This window comes from Comamonas sp. BIGb0124 (assembly GCF_003752175.1).
GTDB lineage: Bacteria > Pseudomonadota > Gammaproteobacteria > Burkholderiales > Burkholderiaceae_C > Comamonas_F.
Map to the genome: position 1 here is coordinate 823,575 of NZ_RJVF01000008.1, position 26,238 is coordinate 849,812.

21 protein-coding genes are annotated in these 26,238 nt (G+C 64.7%); 5 read left to right on the forward strand and 16 right to left on the reverse strand.

Annotation, left to right across the window (positions count from 1 at the left end; translation table 11 throughout):
* Positions 1-143: 143 nt before the first annotated feature.
* The 4 genes from EC845_RS04955 to carA all read right to left on the reverse strand — a co-directional run bounded on the left by EC845_RS04955 (position 144) and on the right by carA (position 5,669).
* Positions 144-626 carry a DUF4149 domain-containing protein gene (locus tag EC845_RS04955; RefSeq protein WP_123296066.1) on the reverse strand — a complete coding sequence of 161 codons (483 nt, stop codon included), beginning with the start codon at positions 624-626 and terminating at the stop codon, positions 144-146.
* The gene (greA, locus tag EC845_RS04960) at positions 626-1,102 is read right to left on the reverse strand and encodes a transcription elongation factor GreA (protein ID WP_123296368.1); all 477 of its coding nucleotides are present in this window, start codon (positions 1,100-1,102) and stop codon (positions 626-628) included. The genes EC845_RS04955 and greA overlap by 1 nt, the downstream gene beginning before the upstream one ends.
* 159 nt (positions 1,103-1,261) lie before the next feature.
* Positions 1,262-4,513 (reverse strand): carbamoyl-phosphate synthase large subunit, encoded by a 3,252-nt coding sequence (gene carB, locus EC845_RS04965; RefSeq protein ID WP_123296067.1) that lies wholly within the window; start codon positions 4,511-4,513, stop codon positions 1,262-1,264.
* A gap of 4 nt (positions 4,514-4,517) precedes the next feature.
* Positions 4,518-5,669, reverse strand: coding sequence for a glutamine-hydrolyzing carbamoyl-phosphate synthase small subunit (carA, locus tag EC845_RS04970; protein ID WP_123296068.1), 1,152 nt, complete (start codon positions 5,667-5,669; stop codon positions 4,518-4,520).
* 400 nt (positions 5,670-6,069) lie between these two features.
* Here carA and bfr point away from each other — a divergent pair, with 400 nt between their 5' ends.
* The 3 genes from bfr to EC845_RS04985 all read left to right on the forward strand — a co-directional run bounded on the left by bfr (position 6,070) and on the right by EC845_RS04985 (position 9,715).
* Complete coding sequence (gene bfr / locus EC845_RS04975; RefSeq protein WP_123296069.1) at positions 6,070-6,546, forward strand: bacterioferritin; 477 nt, start codon at positions 6,070-6,072, stop codon at positions 6,544-6,546.
* A 198-nt stretch (positions 6,547-6,744) separates the two neighbouring features.
* A complete protein-coding gene (locus EC845_RS04980; RefSeq protein ID WP_123296070.1) occupies positions 6,745-8,673 on the forward strand; it encodes an ABC transporter ATP-binding protein in 1,929 nt (642 codons plus the stop codon).
* 49 nt (positions 8,674-8,722) lie between these two features.
* Entirely contained in the window at positions 8,723-9,715 is a 993-nt protein-coding gene (locus tag EC845_RS04985; RefSeq protein WP_123296071.1) for a rhodanese-related sulfurtransferase, read from the forward strand.
* On the opposite strand, the gene EC845_RS04990 is transcribed toward EC845_RS04985, so the two are convergent.
* The 11 genes from EC845_RS04990 to uvrB form a co-directional block, all read right to left on the reverse strand.
* On the reverse strand, positions 9,699-12,197 hold the full coding sequence (locus tag EC845_RS04990; RefSeq protein WP_233597930.1) for a TonB-dependent siderophore receptor: 2,499 nt from the start codon (positions 12,195-12,197) through the stop codon (positions 9,699-9,701). The two genes, EC845_RS04985 and EC845_RS04990, sit on opposite strands and share 17 nt — an antisense overlap.
* A 108-nt stretch (positions 12,198-12,305) precedes the next feature.
* Positions 12,306-13,316 (reverse strand): FecR domain-containing protein, encoded by a 1,011-nt coding sequence (locus EC845_RS04995; RefSeq protein WP_123296072.1) that lies wholly within the window; start codon positions 13,314-13,316, stop codon positions 12,306-12,308.
* The gene (locus tag EC845_RS05000) at positions 13,313-13,858 is read right to left on the reverse strand and encodes a sigma-70 family RNA polymerase sigma factor (RefSeq protein ID WP_123296073.1); all 546 of its coding nucleotides are present in this window, start codon (positions 13,856-13,858) and stop codon (positions 13,313-13,315) included. Before EC845_RS05000 ends, EC845_RS04995 begins: the two co-directional genes overlap by 4 nt.
* A gap of 169 nt (positions 13,859-14,027) precedes the next feature.
* On the reverse strand, positions 14,028-14,366 hold the full coding sequence (gene fdx / locus EC845_RS05005; protein ID WP_123296074.1) for an ISC system 2Fe-2S type ferredoxin: 339 nt from the start codon (positions 14,364-14,366) through the stop codon (positions 14,028-14,030).
* 56 nt (positions 14,367-14,422) lie between these two features.
* Positions 14,423-16,288, reverse strand: coding sequence for a Fe-S protein assembly chaperone HscA (hscA, locus tag EC845_RS05010; protein WP_123296075.1), 1,866 nt, complete (start codon positions 16,286-16,288; stop codon positions 14,423-14,425).
* Positions 16,289-16,375: 87 nt separating this feature from the next.
* The gene (gene hscB / locus EC845_RS05015) at positions 16,376-16,894 is read right to left on the reverse strand and encodes a Fe-S protein assembly co-chaperone HscB (protein WP_123296370.1); all 519 of its coding nucleotides are present in this window, start codon (positions 16,892-16,894) and stop codon (positions 16,376-16,378) included.
* A gap of 98 nt (positions 16,895-16,992) precedes the next feature.
* Complete coding sequence (gene iscA / locus EC845_RS05020; RefSeq protein ID WP_123296076.1) at positions 16,993-17,316, reverse strand: iron-sulfur cluster assembly protein IscA; 324 nt, start codon at positions 17,314-17,316, stop codon at positions 16,993-16,995.
* 20 nt (positions 17,317-17,336) lie between these two features.
* On the reverse strand, positions 17,337-17,768 hold the full coding sequence (iscU, locus tag EC845_RS05025) for a Fe-S cluster assembly scaffold IscU (protein WP_123296077.1): 432 nt from the start codon (positions 17,766-17,768) through the stop codon (positions 17,337-17,339).
* A gap of 103 nt (positions 17,769-17,871) precedes the next feature.
* The gene (locus EC845_RS05030) at positions 17,872-19,092 is read right to left on the reverse strand and encodes an IscS subfamily cysteine desulfurase (RefSeq protein ID WP_123296078.1); all 1,221 of its coding nucleotides are present in this window, start codon (positions 19,090-19,092) and stop codon (positions 17,872-17,874) included.
* A 141-nt stretch (positions 19,093-19,233) separates the two neighbouring features.
* The gene (gene iscR / locus EC845_RS05035) at positions 19,234-19,770 is read right to left on the reverse strand and encodes a Fe-S cluster assembly transcriptional regulator IscR (RefSeq protein ID WP_123296079.1); all 537 of its coding nucleotides are present in this window, start codon (positions 19,768-19,770) and stop codon (positions 19,234-19,236) included.
* Between the two features lie 377 nt (positions 19,771-20,147).
* A complete protein-coding gene (uvrB, locus tag EC845_RS05040) occupies positions 20,148-22,301 on the reverse strand; it encodes an excinuclease ABC subunit UvrB (protein ID WP_123296371.1) in 2,154 nt (717 codons plus the stop codon).
* A gap of 189 nt (positions 22,302-22,490) precedes the next feature.
* Between uvrB and EC845_RS05045 the strand changes: the two genes are divergently transcribed.
* Together EC845_RS05045 and EC845_RS05050 are read left to right on the forward strand one after the other, a co-directional pair.
* Positions 22,491-23,690, forward strand: coding sequence for an amino acid aminotransferase (locus tag EC845_RS05045; protein ID WP_123296080.1), 1,200 nt, complete (start codon positions 22,491-22,493; stop codon positions 23,688-23,690).
* A gap of 133 nt (positions 23,691-23,823) precedes the next feature.
* Positions 23,824-24,462, forward strand: a complete 639-nt coding sequence (locus EC845_RS05050) for a LysE family transporter (protein ID WP_123296081.1) — start codon at positions 23,824-23,826, stop codon at positions 24,460-24,462.
* A 260-nt stretch (positions 24,463-24,722) separates the two neighbouring features.
* On the opposite strand, the gene gbpA is transcribed toward EC845_RS05050, so the two are convergent.
* A complete protein-coding gene (gene gbpA, locus EC845_RS05055; RefSeq protein WP_199739725.1) occupies positions 24,723-26,156 on the reverse strand; it encodes an N-acetylglucosamine-binding protein GbpA in 1,434 nt (477 codons plus the stop codon).
* Between the last annotated feature and the right edge of the window lie 82 nt (positions 26,157-26,238).

A 26,238-nucleotide genomic window follows, 5' to 3' on the forward strand; every position in this document is an offset into this window, starting at 1 on the left:
CCCCGCCCTGCAAACCCAGCCCGGCTCGTGCCGGGCTTTTTTTATTCTCGTCCGCTGCAGGAACCCCTGCAACGGCGCATGAACCCGCTAGGCGGCCACCCGGCAGCCATCGGGCCTCGAGCCCGGTGCAGCCGGGTTCGGACTCATCGTCTGGCGGCGCGACCCGGTGCGGCCAGGCGCCAGAGAACCACGGTGGCGCACGCCCATTGCAGCACGTACAGCGCGGTACCGACGTTGTGCCACAGCTTGAGGTTGTTGCGCGCCACGATCTGGGGCGATACCCCGAACTGAACGACCAGCGCGGCCAGCAGGCCCAGCAGAACGACCCCCAGCACGGCCTGGCCGCCTGGGCCACGCGACTGCAGCGCCTCGCGGAACACGGCCAGCAAAAGCAAGGTACAGGCCACGGACACCCATGTCTGCGCCGCGAACAGCTTGGCCGCCATGCCGCCTGCCAGAACGGCCGACGGCAGATTCGCGAACAGCATGGGAACCGCCAGGAATCCGATCGTGCAGAGACTTCCCCACCACAAGGCGGCGATCAGCACCGGCCACGGACCGGTTCGCAGCGTGTGCAACAGCCCTCCGCGCGGAACAGGCTGACGGGAGGTGCTGTTGTCGGCCATCAGAGGTACTGGACCGAGATGATCTCGTAGTGCTTGAGCCCGCCCGGGGCCTGCACCTCTGCCGTATCGCCCTCTTCCTTGCCGATGAGTGCACGGCCGATGGGCGAACCCACGTTGATCAGGCCCAGCTTGAGATCGGCCTCGTCCTCGCCCACGATCTGGTACTTCACCAGATCGCCGGAGCCCACGTCTTCGAGCTCGACGGTGGCGCCGAAGACCACGCGGCCGCCGGCATCCAGGCTCGACGGATCGATGACCTGCGCGGCAGCGAGCTTGCCTTCGACTTCCTTGATCCGGCCTTCGATGAAGCCCTGACGGTCCTTGGCGGCCTCGTATTCTGCGTTCTCGCTCAGGTCGCCCTGAGCACGTGCTTCGGCAATCGCATTGATGACGGAAGGACGCTCGACCGTCTTGAGCTGATGCAGTTCGGCCTTGAGTTTTTCTGCGCCGCGTTTCGTAATCGGAAGGGTAGCCATTGCTTTGTCTTTCTCCAAAAGGAAACCGCCGGGCATATAGCCCGGCGGTGTCTGTTTGATGAACATTATGCCTTGATTAACTGGCCAGGCCAGTCAATCCAATGCCGTACTCAGGCTCTTGCCTGGCGTGCGGCGGGGCACCATGCCGGCAGGGGCCGATCAGGCCGCGCCGGTGGCGAGTTGCGCGTGCAGCGACTGCACGGAGTACACCTCGAGATTGTCGGCGTACTTCATGCCTTCGACCGCCGCTTCGGCACCGAAGATGGTCGTGAACGTGGTCACGCGCGCCTGCAGCGCCGAGGTGCGGATGGCCCGCGAGTCGGCGATGGCGTTGCGGCGGTCTTCAACGGTGTTGATGACCAGCGCGATCTCGTTGTTCTTGATCATGTCGACCACGTGCGGACGGCCTTCGGTGACCTTGTTGACCACCGTGCAGACCAGGCCTGCCTCGCTCAGCGCGGCAGCGGTGCCCTTGGTGGCCAGCAATTCGAAGCCCAGTGCGACCAGATCGCGGGCGATGGCGACGGCACGCGGCTTGTCGCTGTTCTTCACGGTCAGGAAGACCTTGCCCGAGCGCGGGAACTGCGTGCCCGCACCCAGTTGCGACTTGTAGTAGGCCTCGCCGAAGCTCTTGCCCACGCCCATGACCTCGCCGGTGGACTTCATCTCCGGGCCGAGGATGGGATCCACGCCGGGGAACTTGACGAAGGGGAAGACCGCTTCCTTGACCGAGTAGTAAGGCGGCGTGACTTCTTCGGTGATGCCCTGCTGCTCGAGCGTCTGCCCGGCCATGCAGCGTGCAGCCACCTTGGCCAGCTGGATGCCGGTGGCCTTCGACACGAACGGCACCGTGCGCGAGGCGCGCGGGTTGACTTCGAGCACGTAGATGACGTCCTTGCCGTCTTTTTCCTGGATCGCGAACTGCACGTTCATCAGGCCGACCACGTTCAGCGCATGCGCCATCGCGGCCGTCTGGCGCTTGATCTCTTCGACCGTTTCCTTGGCCAGGTAGTAGGGCGGCAGCGAGCAGGCGGAATCGCCGGAGTGCACGCCGGCTTGCTCGATGTGTTCCATCACGCCGCCGATGAAGGTGCGCTGGCCGTCGCTCAGACAGTCGACGTCGCACTCGATGGCATTGGAGAGGAAGTGGTCGAGCAGCACCGGCGAGTCGTGGCTCACCTTCACGGCCTCGCGCATGTAGCGCTCGAGGTCGCGTTGCTCGTGCACGATTTCCATGGCACGGCCACCCAGCACATAGCTGGGACGCACCACCAGGGGGTAACCGATCTCGGCCGCCTTTTCGAGCGCTTCGGCTTCGGTACGGGCCGTCGCATTGGGCGGCTGGCGCAGGCCGAGCTTGGTCAGCAGCTTCTGGAAGCGCTCGCGGTCTTCGGCCGCATCGATCATGTCGGGGCTGGTGCCGATGATGGGCACGCCGTTGGCTTCGAGGTCGAGTGCCAGCTTGAGCGGAGTCTGACCGCCGTACTGCACGATCACGCCGGTGGGCTTTTCCTTGTCGACGATCTCGAGCACGTCTTCGAGCGTCACCGGCTCGAAGTACAGGCGGTCCGAGGTGTCGTAGTCGGTCGACACGGTCTCGGGGTTGCAGTTGACCATGATGGTTTCATAACCGTCCTCGCGCATGGCGAGCGCGGCGTGCACGCAGCAATAGTCGAACTCGATGCCCTGGCCGATGCGGTTCGGGCCACCGCCCAGAACCATGATCTTCTTGTTGCCCGTGGGCTCGGCCTCGCACTCGTCCTCGTAGGTCGAGTACATGTAGGCGGTATTGGTGGCGAATTCGGCCGCGCAGGTGTCCACGCGCTTGTACACGGGGCGCACGTTCAGCGCGATGCGCGCTTCGCGCACGGCCTTGTCGCTCGTCTTGAGCAGCTTGGCCAGACGGCGATCCGAGAAACCCTTCTTCTTGAGGGTGCGCAGCGTGTCGGCCGACAGCGAGGCCAGTGCGCCCTCGCCCTTTTCCTCGGTCAGGCGGTCGAGCGCCAGTTCGGTCTTGACGATGTCCTCGATCTGAACCAGGAACCACTTGTCGATCTTGGTGATGTTGTGCACCTCGTCGAGCGACCAGCCTGCAGCGAATGCGTCGCCCACGTACCAGATGCGATCGGGACCGGGCTCGCCCAGTTCCTTTTCGAGCAGTTCGCGGTCTTGCGTCTTCTCGTTCATGCCGTCCACACCCACTTCCAGGCCGCGCAGGGCTTTCTGGAAGGACTCCTGGAAGGTACGGCCCATGGCCATGACTTCGCCCACCGACTTCATCTGGGTGGTCAGGCGGCTGTCGGCGGTCGGGAACTTCTCGAAGGCAAAACGCGGAATCTTGGTGACCACGTAGTCGATCGACGGCTCGAAAGATGCCGGCGTCGCACCGCCCGTGATGTCGTTGCGCAGTTCGTCGAGGGTGTAACCCACGGCCAGCTTGGCCGCCACCTTGGCGATGGGGAAACCCGTGGCCTTGGAGGCCAGCGCCGAGGAACGCGACACGCGCGGATTCATCTCGATGACGACCATGCGGCCGTCCTTCGGGTTGACCGAGAACTGCACGTTGGAACCGCCGGTGTCGACACCGATCTCGCGCAGCACCGCCAGCGAGGCGTTGCGCATGATCTGGTATTCCTTGTCGGTCAGCGTCTGCGCGGGCGCCACGGTGATCGAGTCACCGGTGTGCACGCCCATGGGGTCGAGGTTCTCGATCGAGCAGATGATGATGCAGTTGTCGGCCTTGTCGCGCACGACTTCCATCTCGTACTCTTTCCAGCCCAGCAGCGACTCTTCGATCAGCAGCTCGTTGGTGGGCGAGGCTTCCAGGCCGCGCTTGCAGATGGTCTCGAACTCTTCGGCGTTGTAGGCGATGCCGCCGCCGGTGCCGCCCAGCGTGAAGCTGGGGCGGATGACGGTCGGGAAACCCACGGTCTTCTGCACCGTCCAGGCTTCGTCCATGCTGTGCGCAATGCCCGACCGCGCCGAGCCCAGGCCGATGCGGGTCATCGCGTCCTTGAACTTCATGCGGTCCTCGGCCTTGTCGATGGCCTCGGGGGTTGCGCCGATCAGCTCGACCTTGTACTTGTGCAGCACGCCGTGGTGCCACAGGTCGAGCGCGCAGTTCAGCGCGGTCTGGCCGCCCATGGTGGGCAGGATCGCGTCGGGACGTTCCTTGGCGATGATCTTCTCGACCGTCTGCCAGGTGATGGGCTCGATGTAGGTGACGTCGGCCGTGGCCGGGTCGGTCATGATCGTCGCAGGGTTGCTGTTGATCAGGATGACCTTGTAGCCTTCTTCACGCAGGGCCTTGCAGGCCTGCACGCCGGAATAGTCGAACTCGCACGCCTGGCCAATGATGATAGGGCCGGCGCCGATGATGAGGATGCTTTTGAGATCTGTACGTTTTGGCATTTTTTTACTTCGCCTCCATCAGCTTGATGAAACGATCGAAGAGATAGGCGATGTCGTGGGGGCCGGGCGAGGCTTCCGGGTGGCCCTGGAAACAGAAGGCGGGACGGTCGGTCCGGGCCAGACCCTGCAGCGTGCCGTCGAAGAGGCTGACGTGCGTGGCCCGCAGATTGGCGGGGAGCGTCTTCTCGTCCACGGCAAAACCGTGGTTCTGGCTGGTGATGCTGACACGGCCGTTGTCGAGGTCCTTGACCGGATGGTTGGCACCGTGGTGGCCGAACTTCATCTTGTAGGTCTTGGCGCCCGAGGCCAGCGCCATGATCTGGTGACCCAGGCAGATGCCGAAGGTCGGCACGCCCTGCTCGATGATCTCGCGCGCGGCGGCGATGGCGTAGTCGCAGGGCTCCGGATCGCCAGGGCCGTTCGACAGGAACACACCGCTGGGATTGAGCGCCAGGACTTCGGCGGCCGGCGTGCGCGCCGGCACGACGGTCACACGGCAGCCGCGCTCGGCCAGCATGCGCAGGATGTTGTACTTCACGCCGTAGTCGAAAGCCACGACATGGAAACGGGGCTCGGTCTGCTCGCCGTATCCGGTCTCGAGCTTCCACTCGGTCTGGGTCCATTCGTAGGCTTGCTTGACGCTGACCACCTGGGCCAGGTCGAGGCCGGCCATGTTGGGGGCAGCCTGGGCCTGAGCCACGGCGGCATCGATATGGGCCTGCGTGACCGTGGTGCCTGCAGGCAGGCCCACGATGGTGCCGTTCTGCGCGCCCTTGCTGCGCAGCAGGCGGGTGAGCTTGCGGGTGTCGATGCCCGCGATGGCGACCGTGTTCTCGCGCTGCAGGTATTCGCTGAGCGTGAGGGTCTTGCGGAAGTTGGACGACAGCAGCGGCAGATCCTTGATGATCAATCCGGCGGCATAGACTTTGCGGGCTTCGACATCCTCTTCGTTGACGCCGTAATTGCCGATGTGCGGATACGTGAGAGTCACGATCTGCTGCGCATAGCTCGGGTCGGTGAGGATTTCCTGGTAGCCGGTGATGGCGGTGTTGAACACCACTTCGCCGGCGGTCGAGCCGGCCGCTCCGATGGACTGGCCGATAAAGACTGTGCCGTCTGCGAGCGCAAGAATGGCGGGGGGCAGGACGGGAAACACGGGGATAACTCCAGTAGATGGCTGCGCCGGGCGCGGCCCGCATCCGGCTCGGCCGGTACGGGACCGGCGTATGCAGGGAGGCGTTCTGGATGCAGGGCTGCGCTAGGCGTATTGTTGGCAGGTAAACCTTGCAATTATAGCGGCACATATGCGCGGCCAACTGTACGCAGTGTGTATGGCATGGCGTAAATATGACAAACCGCCTGCGCCACCGCCTGATTGAGAACACCAATCAACATTAAACGCACAAAAAGCGCCAATGCGGGGCTTCACGCTATCAAACTTGTGAACAGGCGCCGGCGCGACGACAATCCTCATCAATGTCGCGGGAAGGGTCTTGCACCGCTCCCCTCGTTCCGCCGCTCCGCGCGGCCTTCACAACCATACACGGAGCGTCACGATGAAAGGCGACAAGCAAGTCATTTTGCATCTGCAGGCCCAGCTCAAGAACGAGCTGACGGCGATCAACCAGTACTTCCTGCACTACCGCATGCTCAAGCATTGGGGCTTCGACAAGCTGGCCAAGAAGGAATACGAAGAATCGATCGGCGAGATGAAACACGCCGACTGGCTGATGGACCGCATCTTCATGCTCGACGGCCTGCCCAACCTGCAGGATCTCGGCAAACTCAACATCGGCGAGGATGTGCCCGAGGTGCTGCAGGCCGATCTGGGCCTCGAGACGGCCGCTCAGGCCACGATCAAGGACGGCATCGCCTACTGCGAGAGCGTGCGCGACTTCGTCTCGCGTGATCTGCTGCTGAAGATTCTCGACGATACCGAAGAACACATCGACTTCCTGGAAACCCAGATCGACGTGCTGGGCAAGATCGGCGTGCAGAATTACCTGCAGTCGATCGCAGGCGAACCGGAGTAAGCGCGCCAGCGCGGCATACGCATACGAGTCTCCCCACGAAAGCGCTGCTATCCAAAATAAAACCGCAGCCTGAGACCGGAGCAGATCGACATGGAGGGCCATGCGATCTGCTTTTTTTTGGCCTCACCAAGCCCATGCATGGACAATAGCGGGTCGGAGCGACACCGATTTCCCGCTCCTGGCCCAGCAACCGACCGCATGACACGTTCCCCCGAATCAGCCTTCCGCAAGCTCTATGGTGCTCTGTGGCAACACTCCACGGGGATGCACGGCACGCTGGTGGCAGCCATGAGTCTCTTGACCGCCTCGCAGCTGGTGCGGCTGACCATGCCCTGGTTCACGGCCCAGGCCATCAATGCACTGCAGCAAGGCGACATCGCGGCATCGGCGCGCTGGATCGGTCTGCTGGTGCTGGTCTACGCCACCGGCTGGGCGCTCCACGGTCCGGGCCGCATCCTCGAACGCAACGTCGCCGTCAGGGTCCGCGAGACCGTCAGCGATCAGCTCTATGCCCGGTTGGCCGCGGCCCCCCTGGTGTGGCACGACGCACACCACTCCGGCGAACTGCAGCACCGGGTGCACCAGGCCGGGCGGGCGCTGTGCGATTTCACGCAGAACCAGTTCGTCTACCTGCAGAGCACCGTCAACTTCTTCGGCCCGCTGGTCGCGCTCGCCCTGCTCTCGACCGTCAGCGGCGGCGCGGCCGTCGCCGGCTACATCGTGATCTTTTTCGTCATCATCAAGTTCGACCGTGCCCTGATGCGGCTGGCCAGAGACGAAAACGATGCCGACCGCCGTTACGTTTCGGCCCTGCTGGATTTCCTCGGCAATGCATCGACGGTGATCGGCCTGCGTCTGCAGAGGGCCTCGCGTCGCCTGCTGCATGGCCGCATGCAGGCCATGTCCGAACCGCTGAAGCGTTCGGTGGTGCTCAACGAAGGCAAGTGGTGCGCCGTCGACATGATGGGCCTGGCGTTGACCTGGGGCCTGGTCGTCATCTACATCTGGCAGTCGCACCAGCCCGGACAGGCGCTTCTGCTGGGCTCGGTCTTCATGATCTACCAGTATGCGCAGCAGACCGCCGCCGTGGTCTCGACCATGGCGGGCAACTTCCAGAACTTTGCCCGCATGCACACCGACTACGGCAGCGCCGACCTCATCTGGAGCTTGCCGGCACCGGATGACCCCAGCCCTGTCGCTGCCCCTGCGCCAGGAAGCGCAGCCGATGCGGAACCCGTTGCGGCGCCGTTGCCTGCCGCTGCGAGCCGTCTGCATGCCGATCGCCCGGAGGCCGCATCCGGCCCGGCCTGGAGCCCGATCGCGCTCGCGGCCCTCGACTGGGACTATCCCCGCATGCAGGATCCGGCCGATCCCGCACTCAAGAGCGGTGGCCCTCGCGGGGGCCTGCGCGGTATCTCGCTGATGCTGCACAGCGGCCAGCGCATCGCCCTGGTCGGGGCCAGCGGCGGTGGGAAAAGCACGCTGCTGCGCGTGCTGGCCGGCCTTTACCGGCCGCAAGCCGGCAGCCTGAGGTTCGGCGACAGTCCCCAGGACTGGACCGAACTCGCCGATATCGCCACGCTCATTCCCCAAGAGAGCGAGATCTTCGAAGCCAGCGTGCGGGAAAACCTGACGTTCGGCGAACAGGTTCCCCCGGATGCCCTGCAGCAGGCGCTGCACACCAGCGCCTTCGACGAAGTGATGGCACGCATGGAAAACGGGCTGGAGACGCCGCTGTCGGAACGCGGCTTCAACCTCTCCGGCGGACAACGCCAGCGGCTCAACCTGGCACGCGGCCTGCTCGCCGCCCGCGACAGCCGGATCCTGCTGCTCGACGAACCGACCAGCGCGCTCGATGCCGCCACCGAAGCCAAGGTCGTCGACCGGATCGGCCTGGCCTTTCCCCAGGCCTGCATCGTGGCCTCCATCCACAGGCTCAGTCTGCTGGAGCGCTTCGATACCGTCTTCCTGATGGAGGCCGGACAGCTCGTCGACGCCGGTCCGCGCGACGACGTGCTGCAGCGCCAGCCTCTGCTGCGGCAGGCCGCCAGCGCCACGCCCTCGCCGACACGACAGGCCGGCCAGCCTTCTCCGGTGCCGGCAGACCGTGCCGGCGAGCCCGGCTGACCGCCCGTCCCCTCCCCCGTTTGCCGCCGCCCCGAAAGCCGCCCCTCCCATGTCCACTCCGCTCTCCGGCCTGCCCTCCGAACCCGCGCTCTACCTCACTGCGGCCTTCTACCGTTTCGTCGCGCTGGCCGATGCGCCCGCTTTTCGGGACCGGGTGCAGGCCGAATGCGATGCCCACGGCATCCAGGGCGTGGTCCTGGTCGCGCACGAAGGCATCAATGGCACCGTCGCAGGACGGCCGGAGGCCGTTCGGCATCTGCTGGCCTGGCTGCGGGCAGACCCCCGGCTGGCCGAACTGGAGCACAAGGAAGCGTTGGGCGACAAGGCCCCCTTCTACCGCATGCGGGTACGCTTCAAGCCCGAGATCGTCACCCTGGGCGTGCCCGAAGTCGACCCGGTCAACCAGGTCGGCAGCTATGTCGCCGCTCGGGACTGGAACCGCCTGATCGGCGACCCGGACGTGGTGGTGATCGACACCCGCAACGATTACGAAGTCGCCATCGGCACCTTCGAGGGGGCCGTGAATCCCCACACCGCCAGCTTTCGCGAGCTGCCGCAGTGGGTGGACAGCCATGCCGACATGCTGCGCGGCAAAAAAATCGCCATGTTCTGCACCGGCGGCATCCGCTGCGAGAAATCGACCGCATTGATGCGCCAGCGTGGCTACGACGAGGTCTACCACCTGCAGGGCGGCATCCTCAAATACCTCGAGACGGTCGGGGAAGCGGACAGCCTGTGGCGAGGCGAGTGTTTTGTGTTCGACGAGCGCGTGGCCGTCGGTCACGGCCTGGCACAGGGCACGCATGCGCTGTGCTACGGCTGCCGCCTGCCCCTCGGACCGGCCGACAGGCAGTCGCCGCTGTATCGGCCCGGCGTCAGTTGCCCGCATTGCCATGGCAGCAAGGACGAACGGCAACTGCAAGGGTTCGAGGAGCGGCACCGGCAGGTGGAACTGGCGCGGCAGCGCCAGCAACGCCATGTCGGTGCGCAGCCCGAATCGCCCGTGCGGGCGGAACCGCCGGCGGTCAGAAGTCGTACTTGACCGTGAGCGTCACACTGCGGGGCTCACCCCAGGTGTAGGTGCTGTACCAGTTGAAGATAGTGTAGTACTTCTTGTCCAGCAGATTGTTGACGTTGAGCGTGGCCGATAGGTTCTTGGTGAACTGATAACGGGCCATGGCGTCGAGCAGCCAATAGCCCTTGACCGTGTGCTGGAGCGTGCCCGACGGATGGCGGACGTCGCCCCAGGTCTTGTCCTGCCAGCGTGCGCCGCCGCCCAGCGTCAAGCCGGCGAGCGAGCCGTCGAGCTTGTAGCTCGTGTAGAGCGTGAACTGGTTTTCCGGCGTGAGCGTCGAGACCTTGTCGCCCTGCTGGCGAGAAATCTTGTGGTTGAAGCCCGCGTGCAGTTGCCAGGCCTCCGTCAGCCGGCCGGACATCTCCAGCTCGAACCCCTTGGTCTTCACGCCCTGGATGGCGCGATACGCAATGCCGCCGCTGGGCGTGACGCCACCGCTCTCTTCGCCGTAGTTGTCCTGCTTGAGCTGGAAATAGGCGGCGCTGGCATTGAGGCGGCCACCGAAGAACTCGCTCTTGAGGCCGATCTCGTAGTTCTTGCCTTCGAGCGGATCGAGCGTGCGGCCCTGCTCGTCCTGCAGCGACTGCGGCTGGAAGATGCTGGTGTAGCTGGCATAAGCCGAGAGGTTGCGGGTCAGATCGTAGACCGCACCGACATAAGGCACGAGCACGCCGTTCTCCTTGAGATCCGGCCCCTTGTAGCTCGAGAGCCGTGCGCCGGTGATCAGCTTGAGGTCGTCCCGCAGGTTGAAACGCGAGGCCGCATAGAGGCCGCTCTCACGCGTCGTTTCGTCGTTGGTGTAGCTCGGGCTGCCCCAGTCCGGTTCGGGCACGTTGCCGGTCCATGTCAGGTAATCGGACACGCTGGTGTCGTAGCCCGCCTGCGCACCGTAACCTCGATTGGTCCAGCGGCGCTTGCTGAAACTGGCGCCCACCACCAGTTCGTGCTCGCGTCCCAGCAAGCTGAAGGGGCCCGATGCATAACCGTCGATCGCATTGCTGGTGGTCTTGCCGATGTATTTGCCGGTCCACATCGAGATGCCCGAACCGTCGACCGGATCCATGAAGCCCGAGGCCGCCGAGCCCAGTGCGGCGTCATAGCCATTGACCTGATGGTTGAACTGCAGCTTGCCGGTCCAGCCGCTGTCGAACTGGTGTTCCAGCGTGGCGAACATCGTGCGGGTGTACTGCTCCCAGCGGCTCCAGTTGGCACCGTTGTTGAACGACCGCGGCAGGCTGTTGAAGTTGCCGTTGCTGTCGTACAGCGGAATGCCGCCCCAGCTCGACCCCTTGGGCACGTTGTTCTGGCTGTCGGCGCCCAGCGTCAGCAGCGTGCTGGGCGCGAGGTCGGCCTCGATCACGCCATAGAACACGGAGCTGCGCCGCTTGTAGTCGTCGCTGTACGAATGCTTGTCCTGATAGGCGGCCACGGCGCGGCCGCGCAGTGTGCCCGCTTCGTTCAAGGCGCCGCTGACATCGAGCTCGGAGCGATAGTTGTCCCACGAACCGATGCCGAGTTGCGCATGCCCCTGGAACAGGCGCGTCGGTTTTTTTCTGATCAGGTTGATCGTGGCGCCCGGATCGCCGCTGCCGGTGAGCAGGCCCGTCGCGCCCTTGAGCACTTCGATACGGTCGTAGATCGCCATGTCGCTGAGCGTGTTGCCGGCCGAGTAAGCCGAGTCGCGGCGCATCGGAATCCCGTCGTACTGGAAGTTCTGGATCGCAAAGCCGCGGGCGTAGTACTCGGTGCGCTCGCTGTCGTATGTGACCACGCTCACGCCAGGCGTGTGGCGCATCACGTCGTCGATCGAATTCAGGGCAAAGTCGTTCATCTCCTGCCGCGTGGTGACGCTGATGGTCTGCGGCGTCTCGCGCGGGGTCAGCACGAGTCGGGTGGCGGTGGCGATACTGCCCGGCGTATACGAGCCGCTGCGCTCGGTGATTTCGCCCAGTTGGTTGGCCGTCACGGTCACGGTGCCCAGCGTCACGGCTGCGCCGGGCGCGACCGGCACGGCCGAAGCCGCCGCGGCTGCGGGTCGCAGGGCATAGACGCCGCCCTCGCCTTGTGCCAGGGCCAGGCCGGTGCCGCTCAGCAGGGCCGCCAGCGCCTCCGTCGGCCCGTAGTTGCCGTGGATGCCTGCCGTGGTGCGGCCTTCGGCCTGGTCCGGCGTGAAGCTCAACACCACCCCCGCCTGGCTGGCGGCACGCCGCAGTGCAGGGGCCAAGGGGCCGGCATCGATGTCGAAACGCTGGCTGGCAGCCTGCACGGGTTGTTCGGTGCGTGCAGGCGTCTGTGCCCAGGCGGCCGAGCCGCCGGCGGCGAGCGCCAGCCCCATGACCAGCCGGCGCGCGGCCCAGGCGACGGGGCGAGGCCGGAGCACGGCACGCGCAGCGCTGCACGACATGGAAGCAGGCACAGCCGTGCCCGGAAGTTGCAATGAGACGTTCATCAGAATGGTGTCCTTACCTGTGAAATTCAAAGTTCCCGACGGGTAGGTCACGCGAATAGGTCAAACAGACACTCCTGATTTGTAATTATTCGCAACAATCCGATGCATTCAAGCGTTCTGCGGCCTCGGCTCGACCGTCACCCAGAAGCGCGTGCGTGTTCTCACCTGAACAGGCAGCGAATTGGCCAAGGCGGCCAAGACCTTGTCGGTGTCGGCCACCGGAAAAACGCCCGACAGCCGCAAATCGGCGATCGCCGGATGACACACGATCAGGCCGGGCCGGTACCGCTGCAGATCGGCCAGGAAATCGGCCAGCCGCAGACCGTCGGCCAGGATCTGGCCCCGGGTCCAGGCCAGGTCGTCTTCCGCGCTGCGCACGGCGGCCAGTTGCCGCGCCTGCCGGCGATCCATCTGGCCGGATTCGCCGGCCTGGATACGCAGCATGCTGTGCCCGGCTTGCGCAGGCTGCAGCGCAACGGCCCCGCTGTGCACCGCCACGCGGGTCAGTTCATCGGATTCGGCCACCGTGAACACCGTCCCCAGCGCCTGGACACGCCCTTGGGCGCTGTCGACCACAAAAGGCCGGTGCAGAGGGTCTTCCTGAGCCGCCGTCCGGATGTAGACACGGCCCGCACGCAGCACCACGCACCGGAACGCCCCGTCGAAACGGACATCGACGGCACTGCGTGTATCCAGCATGATTTGTGTGCCGTCGGGCAGTTGCCATTCAACGCACTCGCCGGTCCCCGTGCGGTAGTCGGCCCTCAGCGCCTGGCCCGCCGGTGAACGCCAGCCCAGCCAGCCCGCCGAGCCGGCAATCATCGCCACCGACAGCGTCTTGACGGCATTCCGCCGGCCGCGCGATGGAACCCGCGACAACAGTTCCCGCACAGGAACAGCGCGGCTCGCCTGCGCCGCGTGCGAGAAGCTGTCGCGCCAGCGCTCGAGGTGTTGCCAGGCGCGCTCATGATCGGCATGGGCGCACCGCCAACGCATCCAGTCCTCGCGGTCGCGCGCCGACACCTCGTCGGCCATCAGCACGGTCAGCCAGTCGGCCGCCTGCCGCACGATGCGGGGATCGAGTCCGCCGCGGCCCTGCACGGCATCGTTCGCGCTCAAAGCCCGTCCTCCAGCGACAGCAGCAGACAGGCTGCGTGTGCACGGCTCAGGTATTTCTTGACCGCGGACTGCGAGACGCCCAGCATCGCGGCCACCTCGGCGTACTTCAAGCCATCGAGATGGACCAGCAGAAAAGCCTCGCGGGCCTTGTCCGGCAAACCCGCCAGGGCCTGATCGATGCGCACCAGGGCCTCGATCACCAGGCTCTGCGATTCGGGCGAGGCCTGCAGCGTCTGGGGCTGGCAGCTCAGCGCCTGCAGATACGCCTCCTCCAGCGCAAGACGACGGTAGTGGTTGGCCAGCAGCCGCCGGGCAATCGTCGCCAGGAAAGGCCGGGGCTGAGCGATGGCCGTCTTTGTATGGCCGGCCAGCACACTCACGAAGGTATCCTGCGCCATGTCGGCGGCCTGGGACGAACCGGCCATGCGGCGCTGCAGCCAGTTGATCAGCCAGCGATGATGTGCGGCATACAAGGCCGCCACGTCCGTCGAGGTCGGCGCGTCGGCTGCATGCAGGGAGACAGGGGTATCGACAAGGGCCATGGCATGGAAAGGCCTGCAAGCCTGGCCATGCGTCATAACGACACAGCCCGCCCGATCGTGAAGACCGGGCGGGCTGCCTGCGTTGTGATGGCAAAACCGAGTCAGGCAGATGCGTGATAGATAATAATTCGCATTCTAAGACCAGCAGCCTGCCCCGGGGGAAAAGACCTCAATGGCCTTCCTTGGCATGGTTGATCGAGTACTTGGGAATCTCGATGGTGACGTCCTGTTGCGCCAGGATGGCCTGGCAGCTCAGGCGGGACTGAGGCTCCAGGCCCCAGGCCTTGTCCAGCATGTCCTCTTCGTTTTCTTCGGGTTCGTTGAGGCTGGCGTAGCCTTCGCGCACCACCACATGGCAAGTCGTGCAGGCGCAGACCATTTCACAGGCATGCTCCATGTGGATGTCGTTGTCGAGCAATGCTTCGCAGATGCTGGTGCCGGCCGGCGCGCTGATCTGCGTACCCTGGGGGCAGTACTCGGGATGGGGAAGGATCTTGATGACGGGCATGGGGAAAATCGTGTTGTGCGTATCGGGAGTCGGGTCGGCAGGCCGGCGGGCGCCGCTCAGAAGCTGTTCACATCGCGTCCGGCGAGCGCGCGCTGGATACCGCGGTTCATGCGTTCGGCAGCGAACTGTTCGGTGCCGTGAGCCAAATCTTTCGAGGCTGCCTCGATATCGCCGGCGTCGGCCCCCTGCATGACCTGCTGCAGACGGGTCAGCAAGCCGTCGATGCGGGCCTGCTCGCCGGCATCCAGCAGGTCGCCATCGGCAGCCAGTGCCGAGCGTGTCGCCATCAGCAGACGATCGGCGTCGACACGGGCCTCGACCAGCGCGCGGGTCTGGATGTCCTGCTCGGCCGTGGAAAAGCTCTCGCGCAGCATGCGCGCGATCTCGCCGTCGTCGAGCCCGTAGCTGGGCTTGACGTCGACCTTGGCTTCGACGCCCGAACCCTGCTCGCGGGCCGCCACACTCAGTAGACCGTCCGCATCGACGGTGAAGGTCACGCGGATGCGCGCTGCACCGGCAGCCATCGGCGGAAAACCCCGGAGGACAAAACGCGCCAGACTGCGACAGTCGGACACCATGTCGCGTTCGCCCTGCACCACATGGATGGACATGGCGGTCTGCCCGTCCTGGTAAGTGGTGAAGTCCTGCGCCATGGCCGTGGGAATGGTCTGATTGCGCGGCACGATGCGCTCGACCAGACCGCCCATGGTCTCGACGCCGAGCGACAGCGGAATGACATCGAGCAGCAGCAGATCACCCGAGTTGTCGTTGCCGGCAAGCTGGTTGGCCTGGATGGATGCGCCCAGCGCCACCACTTCGTCGGGATCGAGGTTGACCAGGGGCTCCTGGCCAAAATAGGCATGCACCGCCTCGCGCACGGCGGGCATGCGGGTGGATCCGCCCACCATGACCACGCCCTGCACGGCTTCCGGGCTCAGCTTGGCATCCCGCAGCGCACGGCGCACCGCAGTCAGCGTGCGCTGCGTCAGTTCGGCGGTGACCGCCTTGAAGTCTTCCGCACGCACCGGCAGCACCCGCAACTGCCCGCCGAGTTCGACGGCCAGTTCGACGGCCTCGCCATCCCGCTTGTCGGAAAGCGCCTCCTTGCAGCGGCGAGCCGCCACCACCAGCGCAGCCTTGTCCTGGGGGCCGTCCACCTGCCAGCCGCCCTGGGCCTGAGCCCAGCTCGCCAGCGCGCGATCGTAATCGTCGCCGCCCAGTGCCGAATCGCCACCGGTGGCGATGACCTCGAACACCCCCTGCGTGAGCCGCAGGATGGAGATGTCGAAGGTGCCGCCCCCCAGGTCGTACACCGCATAGACGCCCTCGCTGGCATTGTCGAGCCCGTAGGCAATGGCCGCGGCCGTCGGCTCGTTGATCAGGCGCAGCACATGCAGTCCGGCCAGCTGCGCCGCATCCTTCGTCGCCTGGCGTTGCGCGTCGTCGAAATATGCCGGGACCGTGATGACAGCCCCGTAAAGATCGTCGTCGAAGGTGTCTTCGGCCCGGTAACGCAGCGTCGCCAGGATGTCGGCGCTGACCTCGACCGGCGATTTTTCGCCATGGCGGGTCTGCAGCGCAACCATGCCGGTCTTGTCCACGAAGGTGTACGGCAACTGCTCGCGGTGGGCGATATCGGCCAGGCCGCGGCCCATGAATCGCTTCACCGAAGCAATGGTGTTGGCGGCATCGCTGGCCTGGGATTGCTGTGCTTCGTAGCCGATGGCACGCCGGCCTTCGGCCAGATACTGCACCACCGACGGCAGCAGCACACGGCCCTGTTCATCCGGCAGGCATTCGGCCACGCCGTTGCGCACCGAAGCGACCAGGGAGTGGGTGGTGCCCAGATCGATGCCCACAGCGATTCGCCGTTGATGCGGATCGGGGCTGGCACCGGGTTCTGAAATCTGGAGTAAAGACATCGCGGCCCTAAAGAAGAGGGATTTGAAGAGGTATCTGCCGACCAGCCGGGGCTGCCTCGGCAATCCATACGGAAGACGCCGGGCGGCTCAGCGGCCCAGGCGTTCGGCTCGGTTATCGAGTTCGTCTGCGAAACGCACGATGAACATCAGCGCCCTCACCTGCTGCGACGCGGCAGGGTAATCGCCTTTTTCGTCGATCAGCCAATTGAGCTGCGCCTCGCTGCGGCGGCGCTCGGCCAGCACCTCGTCCTCGAGCGCTTCGAGCGCAGGCAGACCTTCGACCTCGTCGAGGGCTTCGCGCCACGCCATCTGGTGCATCAGGAATGCCGGCGGCATCGCCGTGTTCCGCTCGGCATCGATGGGGCTGCCGTTCATCTCGCACAGCAAGGCCGCACGCTTGATGGGATCCTTGAGTCGCTGATAGGCCTCGTTGATGCGGACGGCCCACTGCATCGCCACGCGTTGCGAGGCGGCGCCTTCGGTGGCAAAACGATCCGGATGGACGGCACCCTGCAGTTCGCGCCAACGGCGCGCCAGTTCGGCCGGATCCTGCTCGAAGGCGCGCGGCACGCCGAACAGCGTGAAATCATCCGCCTTCAAGTCCAAGCCCAAGCTGCTGCTCATCACTTTCTCGATCCATCAAACAAACACAAAAAAGGGCGCGGCAGCGCGTGCCGCCCCGCCCGTCGCCTCGCGCGCCGCGCTCAGATGCGGAAAGACTCGCCGCAGCCGCAACGATCCCGTTCATTGGGATTGTTGAACTTGAAACCTTCGTTGAGGCCTTCGCGGACGAAGTCCAGCTGCGTGCCATCGATGTAGGCCATGCTCTTGGGATCGACCAGCACCTTGACGCCCAGCGTTTCGAACACGACGTCTTCGGGCCGGGCCTCGTCGACGTACTCGAGTTTGTAGGCCAGGCCGGAACAGCCCGTGGTCTTGACGCCCAGGCGCACACCCAGGCCCTTGCCACGCTTGCTCAGGTAGCGGTTGACATGGCGGGCAGCGGATTCGGTCAGGGTGACAGACATGATCGACTCCCCCTGCGCGCTCAATGCGCAGCCGCTTCGGCCACTGCCGGCACAGCCGGTTCGGCACCGTCACCGCGCTTCTGGCGGTAGTCGTGCACGGCGGCCTTGATGGCGTCTTCCGCCAGGATGGAGCAATGCACCTTCACCGGAGGCAGAGCCAACTCTTCGGCGATCTGGCTGTTCTTGATCGAGACGGCTTCGTCGAGCGTCTTGCCCTTGACCCATTCGGTCACGAGCGAGGACGAGGCGATGGCGGAGCCGCAGCCGTAGGTCTTGAAACGGGCATCTTCGATCACACCGGTGGCGGGATTGACCTTGATCTGCAGCTTCATCACGTCGCCGCAGGCAGGCGCACCCACCATGCCCGTGCCAACCGTCTCGTCACCTTTTTCGAAGGATCCGACGTTGCGCGGGTTTTCGTAATGATCAACAACCTTGTCTGAATAAGCCATGTCTATCTCCTTTTAGCGGCGGCCTGGTGGGTCTTGGCGACCCAGGTTTCATCGAGGGCCAGGCCTCACACAACAACAACTACAAAACACGAAACCACTGGGATCAGTGCTCGCTCCATTGGATGGTGCTCAGGTCGATGCCGTCCTTGTACATCTCCCAAAGCGGGCTGAGTTCACGCAACTTGGCCACGTTCTGACGGATCGTGGCGATCGCGTAGTCGATCTCTTCTTCCGTCGTGAAGCGGCCGATGGTCATGCGCAAGCTGGAATGAGCCAGCTCGTCGGTACGACCCAGGGCCCGCAGCACATAGCTGGGTTCGAGACTCGCCGACGTACAGGCCGAACCCGACGACAGCGCCAGGCCCTTGATGCCCATGATCAGCGACTCGCCCTCGACATAGTTGAAACTGATGTTGAGGTTGTGAGGCACCCGGTGCTCGAGGTTGCCGTTGACGAACACCTGTTCGATGTCCTTGAAGCCGTCGAGCAGGCGCTGGCGCAGGGCCAGGATGCGCGGACGCTCGATCGCCATTTCTTCGCGGGCGATGCGGAAGGCCTCGCCCATGCCGACGATCTGGTGAGTGGGCAAGGTGCCCGAACGCATGCCGCGCTCGTGGCCGCCACCGTGCATCTGGGCTTCCAGGCGCACGCGCGGCTTGCGGCGCACGTACAGCGCGCCGATGCCCTTGGGACCATAGGTCTTGTGCGAGGCCAGGCTCATGAGGTCGACCGGCAGCGTCTTGACGTCGATTTCCATTTTGCCGGTGGCCTGGGCTGCGTCCACATGGAACACGATCCCTTTTTCGCGGCACAGCGTGCCGATGGCCGGAATGTCCTGGATGACACCGATCTCGTTGTTGACCAGCATGACGCTGATCAGGATCGTGTCGGGGCGGATAGCGGCCTTGAGCGCTTCAAGATCGATCAGCCCGTCTTCCTGGACGCCCAGGTAGGTGACCTCGAAACCCTGACGCTCCATCTCGCGCATGGTGTCGAGCACAGCCTTGTGCTCGGTCTTGATCGTGATGAGATGTTTGCCCTTGCCCTTGTAGAACTGGGCGGCGCCCTTGATGGCGAGGTTGTCGGACTCGGTCGCTCCGCTGGTCCACACGATTTCACGCGGGTCGGCACCGATCAGGTCGGCCACTTGGACGCGGGCCTTTTCCACGGCCTGTTCGGCCTCCCAGCCCCAGGCGTGACTGCGCGAAGCCGGATTGCCGAAATGCTCGCGCAACCAGGGAATCATCGCGTCGACCACGCGGGGATCGACCGGGGTGGTAGCGCCGTAGTCGAGGTAGATCGGGAAGTGGGGTGTCATGTCCATGGCTGGCTTATACGTTCTGTTGGGTTGCACAAATTCGGATCGCTGGCGAGTGTCGAATATTGCCTGCTTTGCAATAGCCCTGTTGGTGGTGCTGCGTTTCGAAGAGCATGGCGACCTCGCCGGGCTCGGGTTTCGGCCGGCTTACTTCGCCGCCAGGATGCTGCCCAGCGCGAACACCGAATTCGGTGCATTGACGCGGATAGGCTTGACCACCGGCGTGCTGGAAATCGCCTTCTTGACGTTGGGCCGCGACTCGACCTGAATGCCTTTGGCGAGCTGCTCGTCGACCAGTTTCTGCAGGCTGACCGAATCCAGGAACTCGACCATCCGCTGATTCAGGGTGGCCCACAGTTCATGGGTCATGCAGCGGCCGCCGTCGCCATGGCAGTTTTCCTTGCCACCGCATTGCGTCGCATCGATCGGCTCGTCGACGGACACGATGATGTCCGCCACGGTGATGTCGGCCGCCTTGCGACCCAGGGTGTAACCGCCGCCTGGGCCACGCGTGGATTCGACCAGCTCATGGCGACGCAGCTTGCCGAAGAGTTGCTCGAGATAGGACAGCGAAATCTGCTGACGCTGGCTGATGGCAGCCAGGGTCACGGGGCCATTGTTCTGGCGCAGTGCCAGATCGATCATGGCCGTGACAGCAAATCGCCCTTTGGTGGTCAAACGCATGGCAAGCTCCTTTATGAACGGTGAGTGGCGCGCATGCAGCACGGACTGCGATAGCCCCTGCCCCAGATGCGGCCCACGCACGAGGACGGTTGCCAACACGGCAAACACCTCGGCGCCAGCCAGCTCAGCGCTCTTCTTGTGACACCGGCCCGAGGCTGGCGATTGAGAACGACTGTTGTTTCCTGACTGTTTACGTCAAGTATACCAGAAGACCCGCCGAGGGGCTCGGGTAATCACTGAGACGGTGCCGAAACACCACGCGGCCCGTCCCGCCACGCACCAGAACAGCGCCGACAATAGTCATCAGCAGGACATTTTACGGTGGGCAGACACGTGAATTCCCGTGACACGCCCTGTCTTGGGGCATCCGGAGCGGCTCAAACCGGGTCGTGCCCTGCCGCACCAAAGGCATTGGCCTTGAGCTGGACCAACTGGTCGCGTACCCGTGCCGCCTGCTCGAACTCGAGGTTCTTGGCGTGCTCGAACATCTGCTTTTCCAGGCGCTTGATTTCCCGCGCCACGTCTTTTTCGCTCATGTCCTGGACGCTGGCCCGCATCAGATCCGGCGCGGCGCGGCTGTCGGCCTCGGCGGACTTGGCGCTGTACACCCCGTCGATCAAGTCCTTGATCTGCTTGTTGATCGTGCGCGGCGTGATGCCGTTGAGGGTGTTGTAAGCCGTCTGCTTGGTGCGGCGACGCAGCGTTTCGTCCATGGCACGCGACATGGAGTCGGTGATCCGGTCTGCATAGAGGATGGCCCGGCCATTCACGTTCCGGGCCGCTCGGCCGATGGTCTGGATCAGCGAGCGCTCGGCACGCAGGAAACCCTCCTTGTCGGCGTCCAGGATGGCGACCAGCGACACCTCCGGGATGTCCAGTCCTTCGCGCAGCAGATTGATGCCCACCAGGACATCGAAGAGCCCCAGCCGCAGATCGCGAATGATCTCCACCCGCTCGACGGTGTCGATATCCGAGTGCAGGTAACGGACCTTGACGCCGTTCTCTGACAGGTACTCGGTCAACTGCTCGGCCATGCGTTTGGTCAACGTGGTGATGAGCACCCGCTCGTTGATGCGCACGCGTTCGTGGATTTCCTGCAGGACGTCGTCCACCTGGTGCGCGGCCGGCCGGACCTCGACGACCGGGTCGACCAGACCGGTGGGCCGGACCACCTGCTCGACGACCGCACCGGCATGCGTCTTTTCGTAATCGGCCGGCGTGGCCGAGACAAAGACCACCTGGCGCATCTTGCCCTCGAACTCGGGGAACTTGAGGGGCCGGTTGTCGAGCGCGCTCGGCAGCCTGAAGCCGTATTCGACCAGCGTGGTCTTGCGGGCCCGGTCGCCGTTGTACATGCCGTTGAGCTGGCCGATCATGACGTGGCTCTCGTCGAGGAACATCAGGGCATCCTGCGGCAGGTAGTCGACCAGCGTCGGCGGCGGATCGCCCGGCGCGGCGCCGGACAGATGGCGGGTGTAGTTCTCGATGCCCTTGCAGTGGCCCACCTCCTGCAGCATCTCGAGATCGAAGCGCGTGCGTTGCTCCAGGCGCTGGGCCTCCACCAACTTGCCTTCGGCAGTGAACTGGCCGAGCCGGTCCCGCAGCTCGACCTTGATGGTCTCGATCGCCGACAGCACCTGCTCGCGCGGCGTCACGTAATGGCCGGCCGGGTAGACCGTGAACCGGGGCACCTTCTGGCGGATCCGGCCCGTCAGCGGGTCGAACAGCGAAATGCTCTCGAGCTCGTCGTCGAACAGCTCGAAACGCACGGCCAGTTCGGAATGCTCGGCCGGAAAGACGTCGATGGTGTCGCCGCGCACCCGGAACGACCCACGCGAGAACTCCGTGTCGTTGCGCGTGTACTGCATGCGGATGAGGCTGGCGATCATGTCGCGCTGGCCGACCTTGTCGCCTACGCGCGTGATCAGCCGCATCTTGGTGTAGTCCTCGGGTTTGCCGATGCCGTAAATGGCCGACACCGTCGCGACGATCACCACATCGCGGCGCTCCAGCAAGCTCTTGGTGGCCGACAGGCGCATCTGTTCGATGTGCTCGTTGATGGCGCTGTCCTTTTCGATGAACAGGTCGCGCTGCGGAACGTAGGCCTCGGGCTGGTAGTAGTCGTAGTAGCTGACGAAGTACTCGACGGCGTTCTTGGGAAAGAACTCACGGAACTCGGCGTACAGCTGCGCCGCCAGCGTCTTGTTGGGCGCAAAGACGATGGCGGGCCGCCCCATGCGGGCGATCACGTTGGCCATGGTGAAGGTCTTGCCCGAGCCCGTGACGCCCAGCAGGGTCTGAAAGACCTCACCGTCTTCGATGCCTTCGACCAGGCTTTCGATGGCCGTCGGCTGATCGCCGGCGGGGGGATACGGCTGGTACAGCTCGAAGGGGGAATCCTCGTAGCGCACGAACTCGCCCTGGGGCGCGGGAGGGGCGTCGTTGGCCGCCTCCGCGCCGGTCGGCGGCACGGTGGCCAGCAGTTCCGAGGCGATGGCGGCAGGCGGCGTGAGGGCTGGTTTTTTGGGCATGAACGGCAAAGACTGGAGACGATATGTGGCGCCCGGGCGTCGCCGCAAGCAGACAGCGCACAAAAGCTGGGCATAAAATTATGGGCTGTCTTGCAGCGTAACCGAGATGCAGGCCGGCCCGGGTCTGCTGTAGATCACGCCATCTTGGCAGTTATCAACTCTTTTCTTTTGGCTCTCGCTAGGAAATTCATGTCTTCCCTGTTCTCCGCCGTCGAACTCGCACCGCGTGACCCCATTCTGGGTCTGAACGAGCAATTTGCCGCCGACACCCATCCCGCCAAGGTCAACCTGGGCGTCGGCGTGTATTACGACGACAACGGCAAGCTGCCCCTGCTCAAGTGCGTGCAGGCAGCCGAGAAACAACTGGCCGAGGCTCCCAAGGCGCGCGGCTATCTGCCCATCGACGGCATCGCGGCCTACGACAATGCCGTCAAGACCCTGGTCTTCGGTGCCGACAGCGAGCCGGTGCAATCCGGCCGCGTGGCTACCGTCCAGGCCCTGGGCGGCACGGGCGGACTGAAGGTCGGCGCCGATTTCCTCAAACGTCTCAACCCCTCTGCCAAGGTGTTGATCTCCGACCCGAGCTGGGAAAACCACCGCGCGCTGTTCATCAACGCCGGCTTCACGGTCGAAACCTACCCCTACTACGACGCAGCCAAGCGCGGCATCAACTTCGAAGGCTTCATCGCCGCGCTGCAGGCTGCCGAAGCCGGCACCGTCGTGGTGCTCCATGCCTGCTGCCACAACCCCACCGGCTACGACATCACGCCCGAACAGTGGGATCTGGTGGTCGCCGCCGTCAAGGAACGCCAACTGGTGGCTTTCCTCGACATGGCCTACCAGGGCTTTGGCTACGGCATCGCCGAAGACGGCGCCGTCATCGACAAGTTCGTCCAGGCCGGCCTGACCTTCCTGGTCTCGACCTCGTTCTCCAAGAGCTTCAGCCTGTATGGCGAGCGCGTGGGTGCCCTTTCCGTCCTGGCCAAGGACAAGGAAGAAGCCGGCCGTGTGCTGAGCCAGCTGAAGATCGTGATTCGCACCAACTACAGCAACCCGCCCACGCATGGCGGCACCGTGGTGGCCACCGTGCTCAACACACCCGAACTGCGCGCCCAGTGGGAACAGGAGCTGACCGAGATGCGCGAGCGCATCAAGGCCATGCGCCAGAAGCTGGTCGACGGTCTGAAGGCCGCCGGCGTGTCGCAGGACGTGAGCTTCATCACGACCCAGATCGGCATGTTCAGCTACTCGGGCCTCAGCAAGGATCAGATGGTGCGACTGCGCAACGAGTTCGGTGTCTATGGCACCGACACCGGCCGCATGTGCGTGGCCGCGCTCAACAGCAAGAACATCGACCACGTCTGCGCCTCGATCGCCAAGGTGATCTGACGACAGGCCACCGCCCTGTCCCGTGCGGGCTCCGCACGGGTTTCGCGGCGACACGACAGGCATGCGCAGCATCCGGCGCATGCCTTTTTTTGTTCCGGTCCTTTGCGGACCCCTTCGACTCTTCACGACAGCCATGGAATTCCACACTTGGCTGGCCTTTGCACTGGCCAGCGTCTTCATCGCGGTTTCCCCGGGCTCGGGTGCCGTTCTGTGCATGAGTCACGGCTTGTCCTACGGCTGGCGCAACGCCCGCCTGACCATTGCAGGCCTGGAAATCGGCCTGGTCATGATTCTGCTGATCGCGGGGGCCGGCATCGGCTCCCTGCTGGTGGCCTCGGAAACGGCATTCTGGGCCGTGAAGATCCTGGGCGCGTCGTACCTGATCTACCTCGGCTGGAAGCAGTGGCGCTCGACCGCAGGCGTGGCGGGAGCCGGCGCGACGCGAGAGACCGCCGTGCTGCCCTCGCGCCGGACGCGCCTGGCCGTCGGTTTCCTGACCAACGCGACCAATCCAAAAGGCATCGTCTTCATGGTTGCCGTTCTGCCTCAGTTCATCAGTCCACAGCGCCCGCTGCTGCCGCAGTTGTTCATCCTGGCCGTTACCCTGGTGGCCATCGACACCCTGGTCATGGGCGGTTATGCCTATGGCGCCAGCGCGTTCAGCCGCTTCATGAGCGATGCACGCGCCCTGCGGCTGCAGAACCGCCTGTTCGGCGGCATTCTCATGGCGGTGGGCATGGGCTTGTTTTTTGTGAAGAAGGCGCAGAACTGAGCCCTGAGCCCTGAGCCCTGCGCGCTGTGCGCTGTGCGGCAAGAGGCAAGAGGCAAGAGGCTTGCGTTTCTGCAGGGACTACGGCCTCGGCATGCGGGCCTGGCCGCCGGGCATCCCGGCCGCAGCGGTCATGCAGGTCATGGCGATCACCGAGATCCCATGACGGCGAATAAAAAAACCCGGTCGCCCCAAAGAGGGGTATGAAAAATGGCGACCGGGGGCGTTCCCGGCACGAAGTGTGCGCCGGGAAACAGAAGCAATCAGCGCAGCAGCCAGGCCATCTGCCAATGGCTGCCGATTCCGGGTTCATATTGCGTGGCGCCGGGAGACCACTGCACGCAGTAGCCGCTGTACGGAAAGGGCCGGCATTCGTAGGAGCGTCCGGTCTTGGGTTGGAAAACCCGTGTGCCCGCGGTGTAGCTGCTCAGGCCCTGGGGGAAACGCTGTTCGGGGCCTGCCGCACTACTGGATCCCGAGGCCGGGATCCCCCCGGTGAACTCCAATGCGTAGGTGCGTTGCACCAATGCCCCGGTCGCGCGGTTGGTGCCCTTGACGACAAGCTGGTGCCCACCGGCAGAAGCCCCCGTCACCGAAAGAGACAAGCGCCCCTGCCCCGAAGCGTCGCGGGCGGCGCTGGCAACGGCCAGGGTCTTGCCGCCGGTGTCGACCAGGCTGGCATGGAGATCGATGTTGCCCACCGTCGTGACCTGCAGACGCAGATCCAGGCGGCCGGACGCAGGGACGTCGTAACGGCTGGCGAGACCACTGACGATGACGTCGGCCGGCTCGACCGCCTTGGTGATCTGGACCTCGACCGTCTGTATGCCGCTGCCGGGTGGTGCATGCACCTCGTTCTGACCCTGGACGGGAGAGATCTCGCCACTGCCCGCCATCCGCCCCGCACGCTGTGTGCGGGCCTGCGTGGCATTGATGCGACCGGCCAGCAGGTAGGGCCAGGTATTGCGCTGGCCGTCGGCCACGCTGCCGATCGTGAGCCGGGTCTGCAGGTCGCTGCGTTCGCCCTGCGCATCGAAGACCCGGGTCGCCACCTGGTCGCCAGGCTGCAGATCCATGGACGGGTAGATGCTGCCCCGTGCCGGCCAGGCCGGCGCCGCGGTGGGCGCGACGGCCGTCGGGCTGCCTGCCGTGGGGAACTGGACGTCGATGGTGCTGTAGAAGCTCCGGGCGGTGTCGCCCACTTCCCAGACGGCCAGAATGATCTGGTAACCGGACCGTGCCGGCACCTGGCAGGTATGGGAGACGTCTTTCGGCGGACGCTGCATGCCGCCGTCGGCATGGCAGAACGGCGTGGATTCGAACGACACGCGGCTCAGCCGGAAATTGGGATTCCAGTCCGGTTTCGTGATGTAGTAACGAAAATTGCGCGTGACATGGTTGGCGGTGAGCATCCAGCGGAAGACCTGCTCGCCGGCGGCGAAGGGCACCTTGCGCCAGCGACCGGCGGATTGCTCGTCGAGAGCGGAGAACTGCGGCAAGGCGGCGCTGGCAATGCTGCCGTCTGCCGAACCCTGGGCAGGAAAGCCGCTGAGTCCCTCGAGACTCTGGGGCTCGTACTGGACGGCCCCGCAATCGCTGTTGCCCCCGGATCGGCAAAGCGCGGCACGCGATTCGGGCTGGACGACATAACCGTGCGCCCACGCGGGGCCGGCGCCGACCCCGAGCCAGGACAACAAAAGAAACAACGAGGCGCGGACAAGATGGATCCGGAAAAGAGACGGCATGGCAAGGCGGGCAAGCGCCAAACCCCTGAAGGAC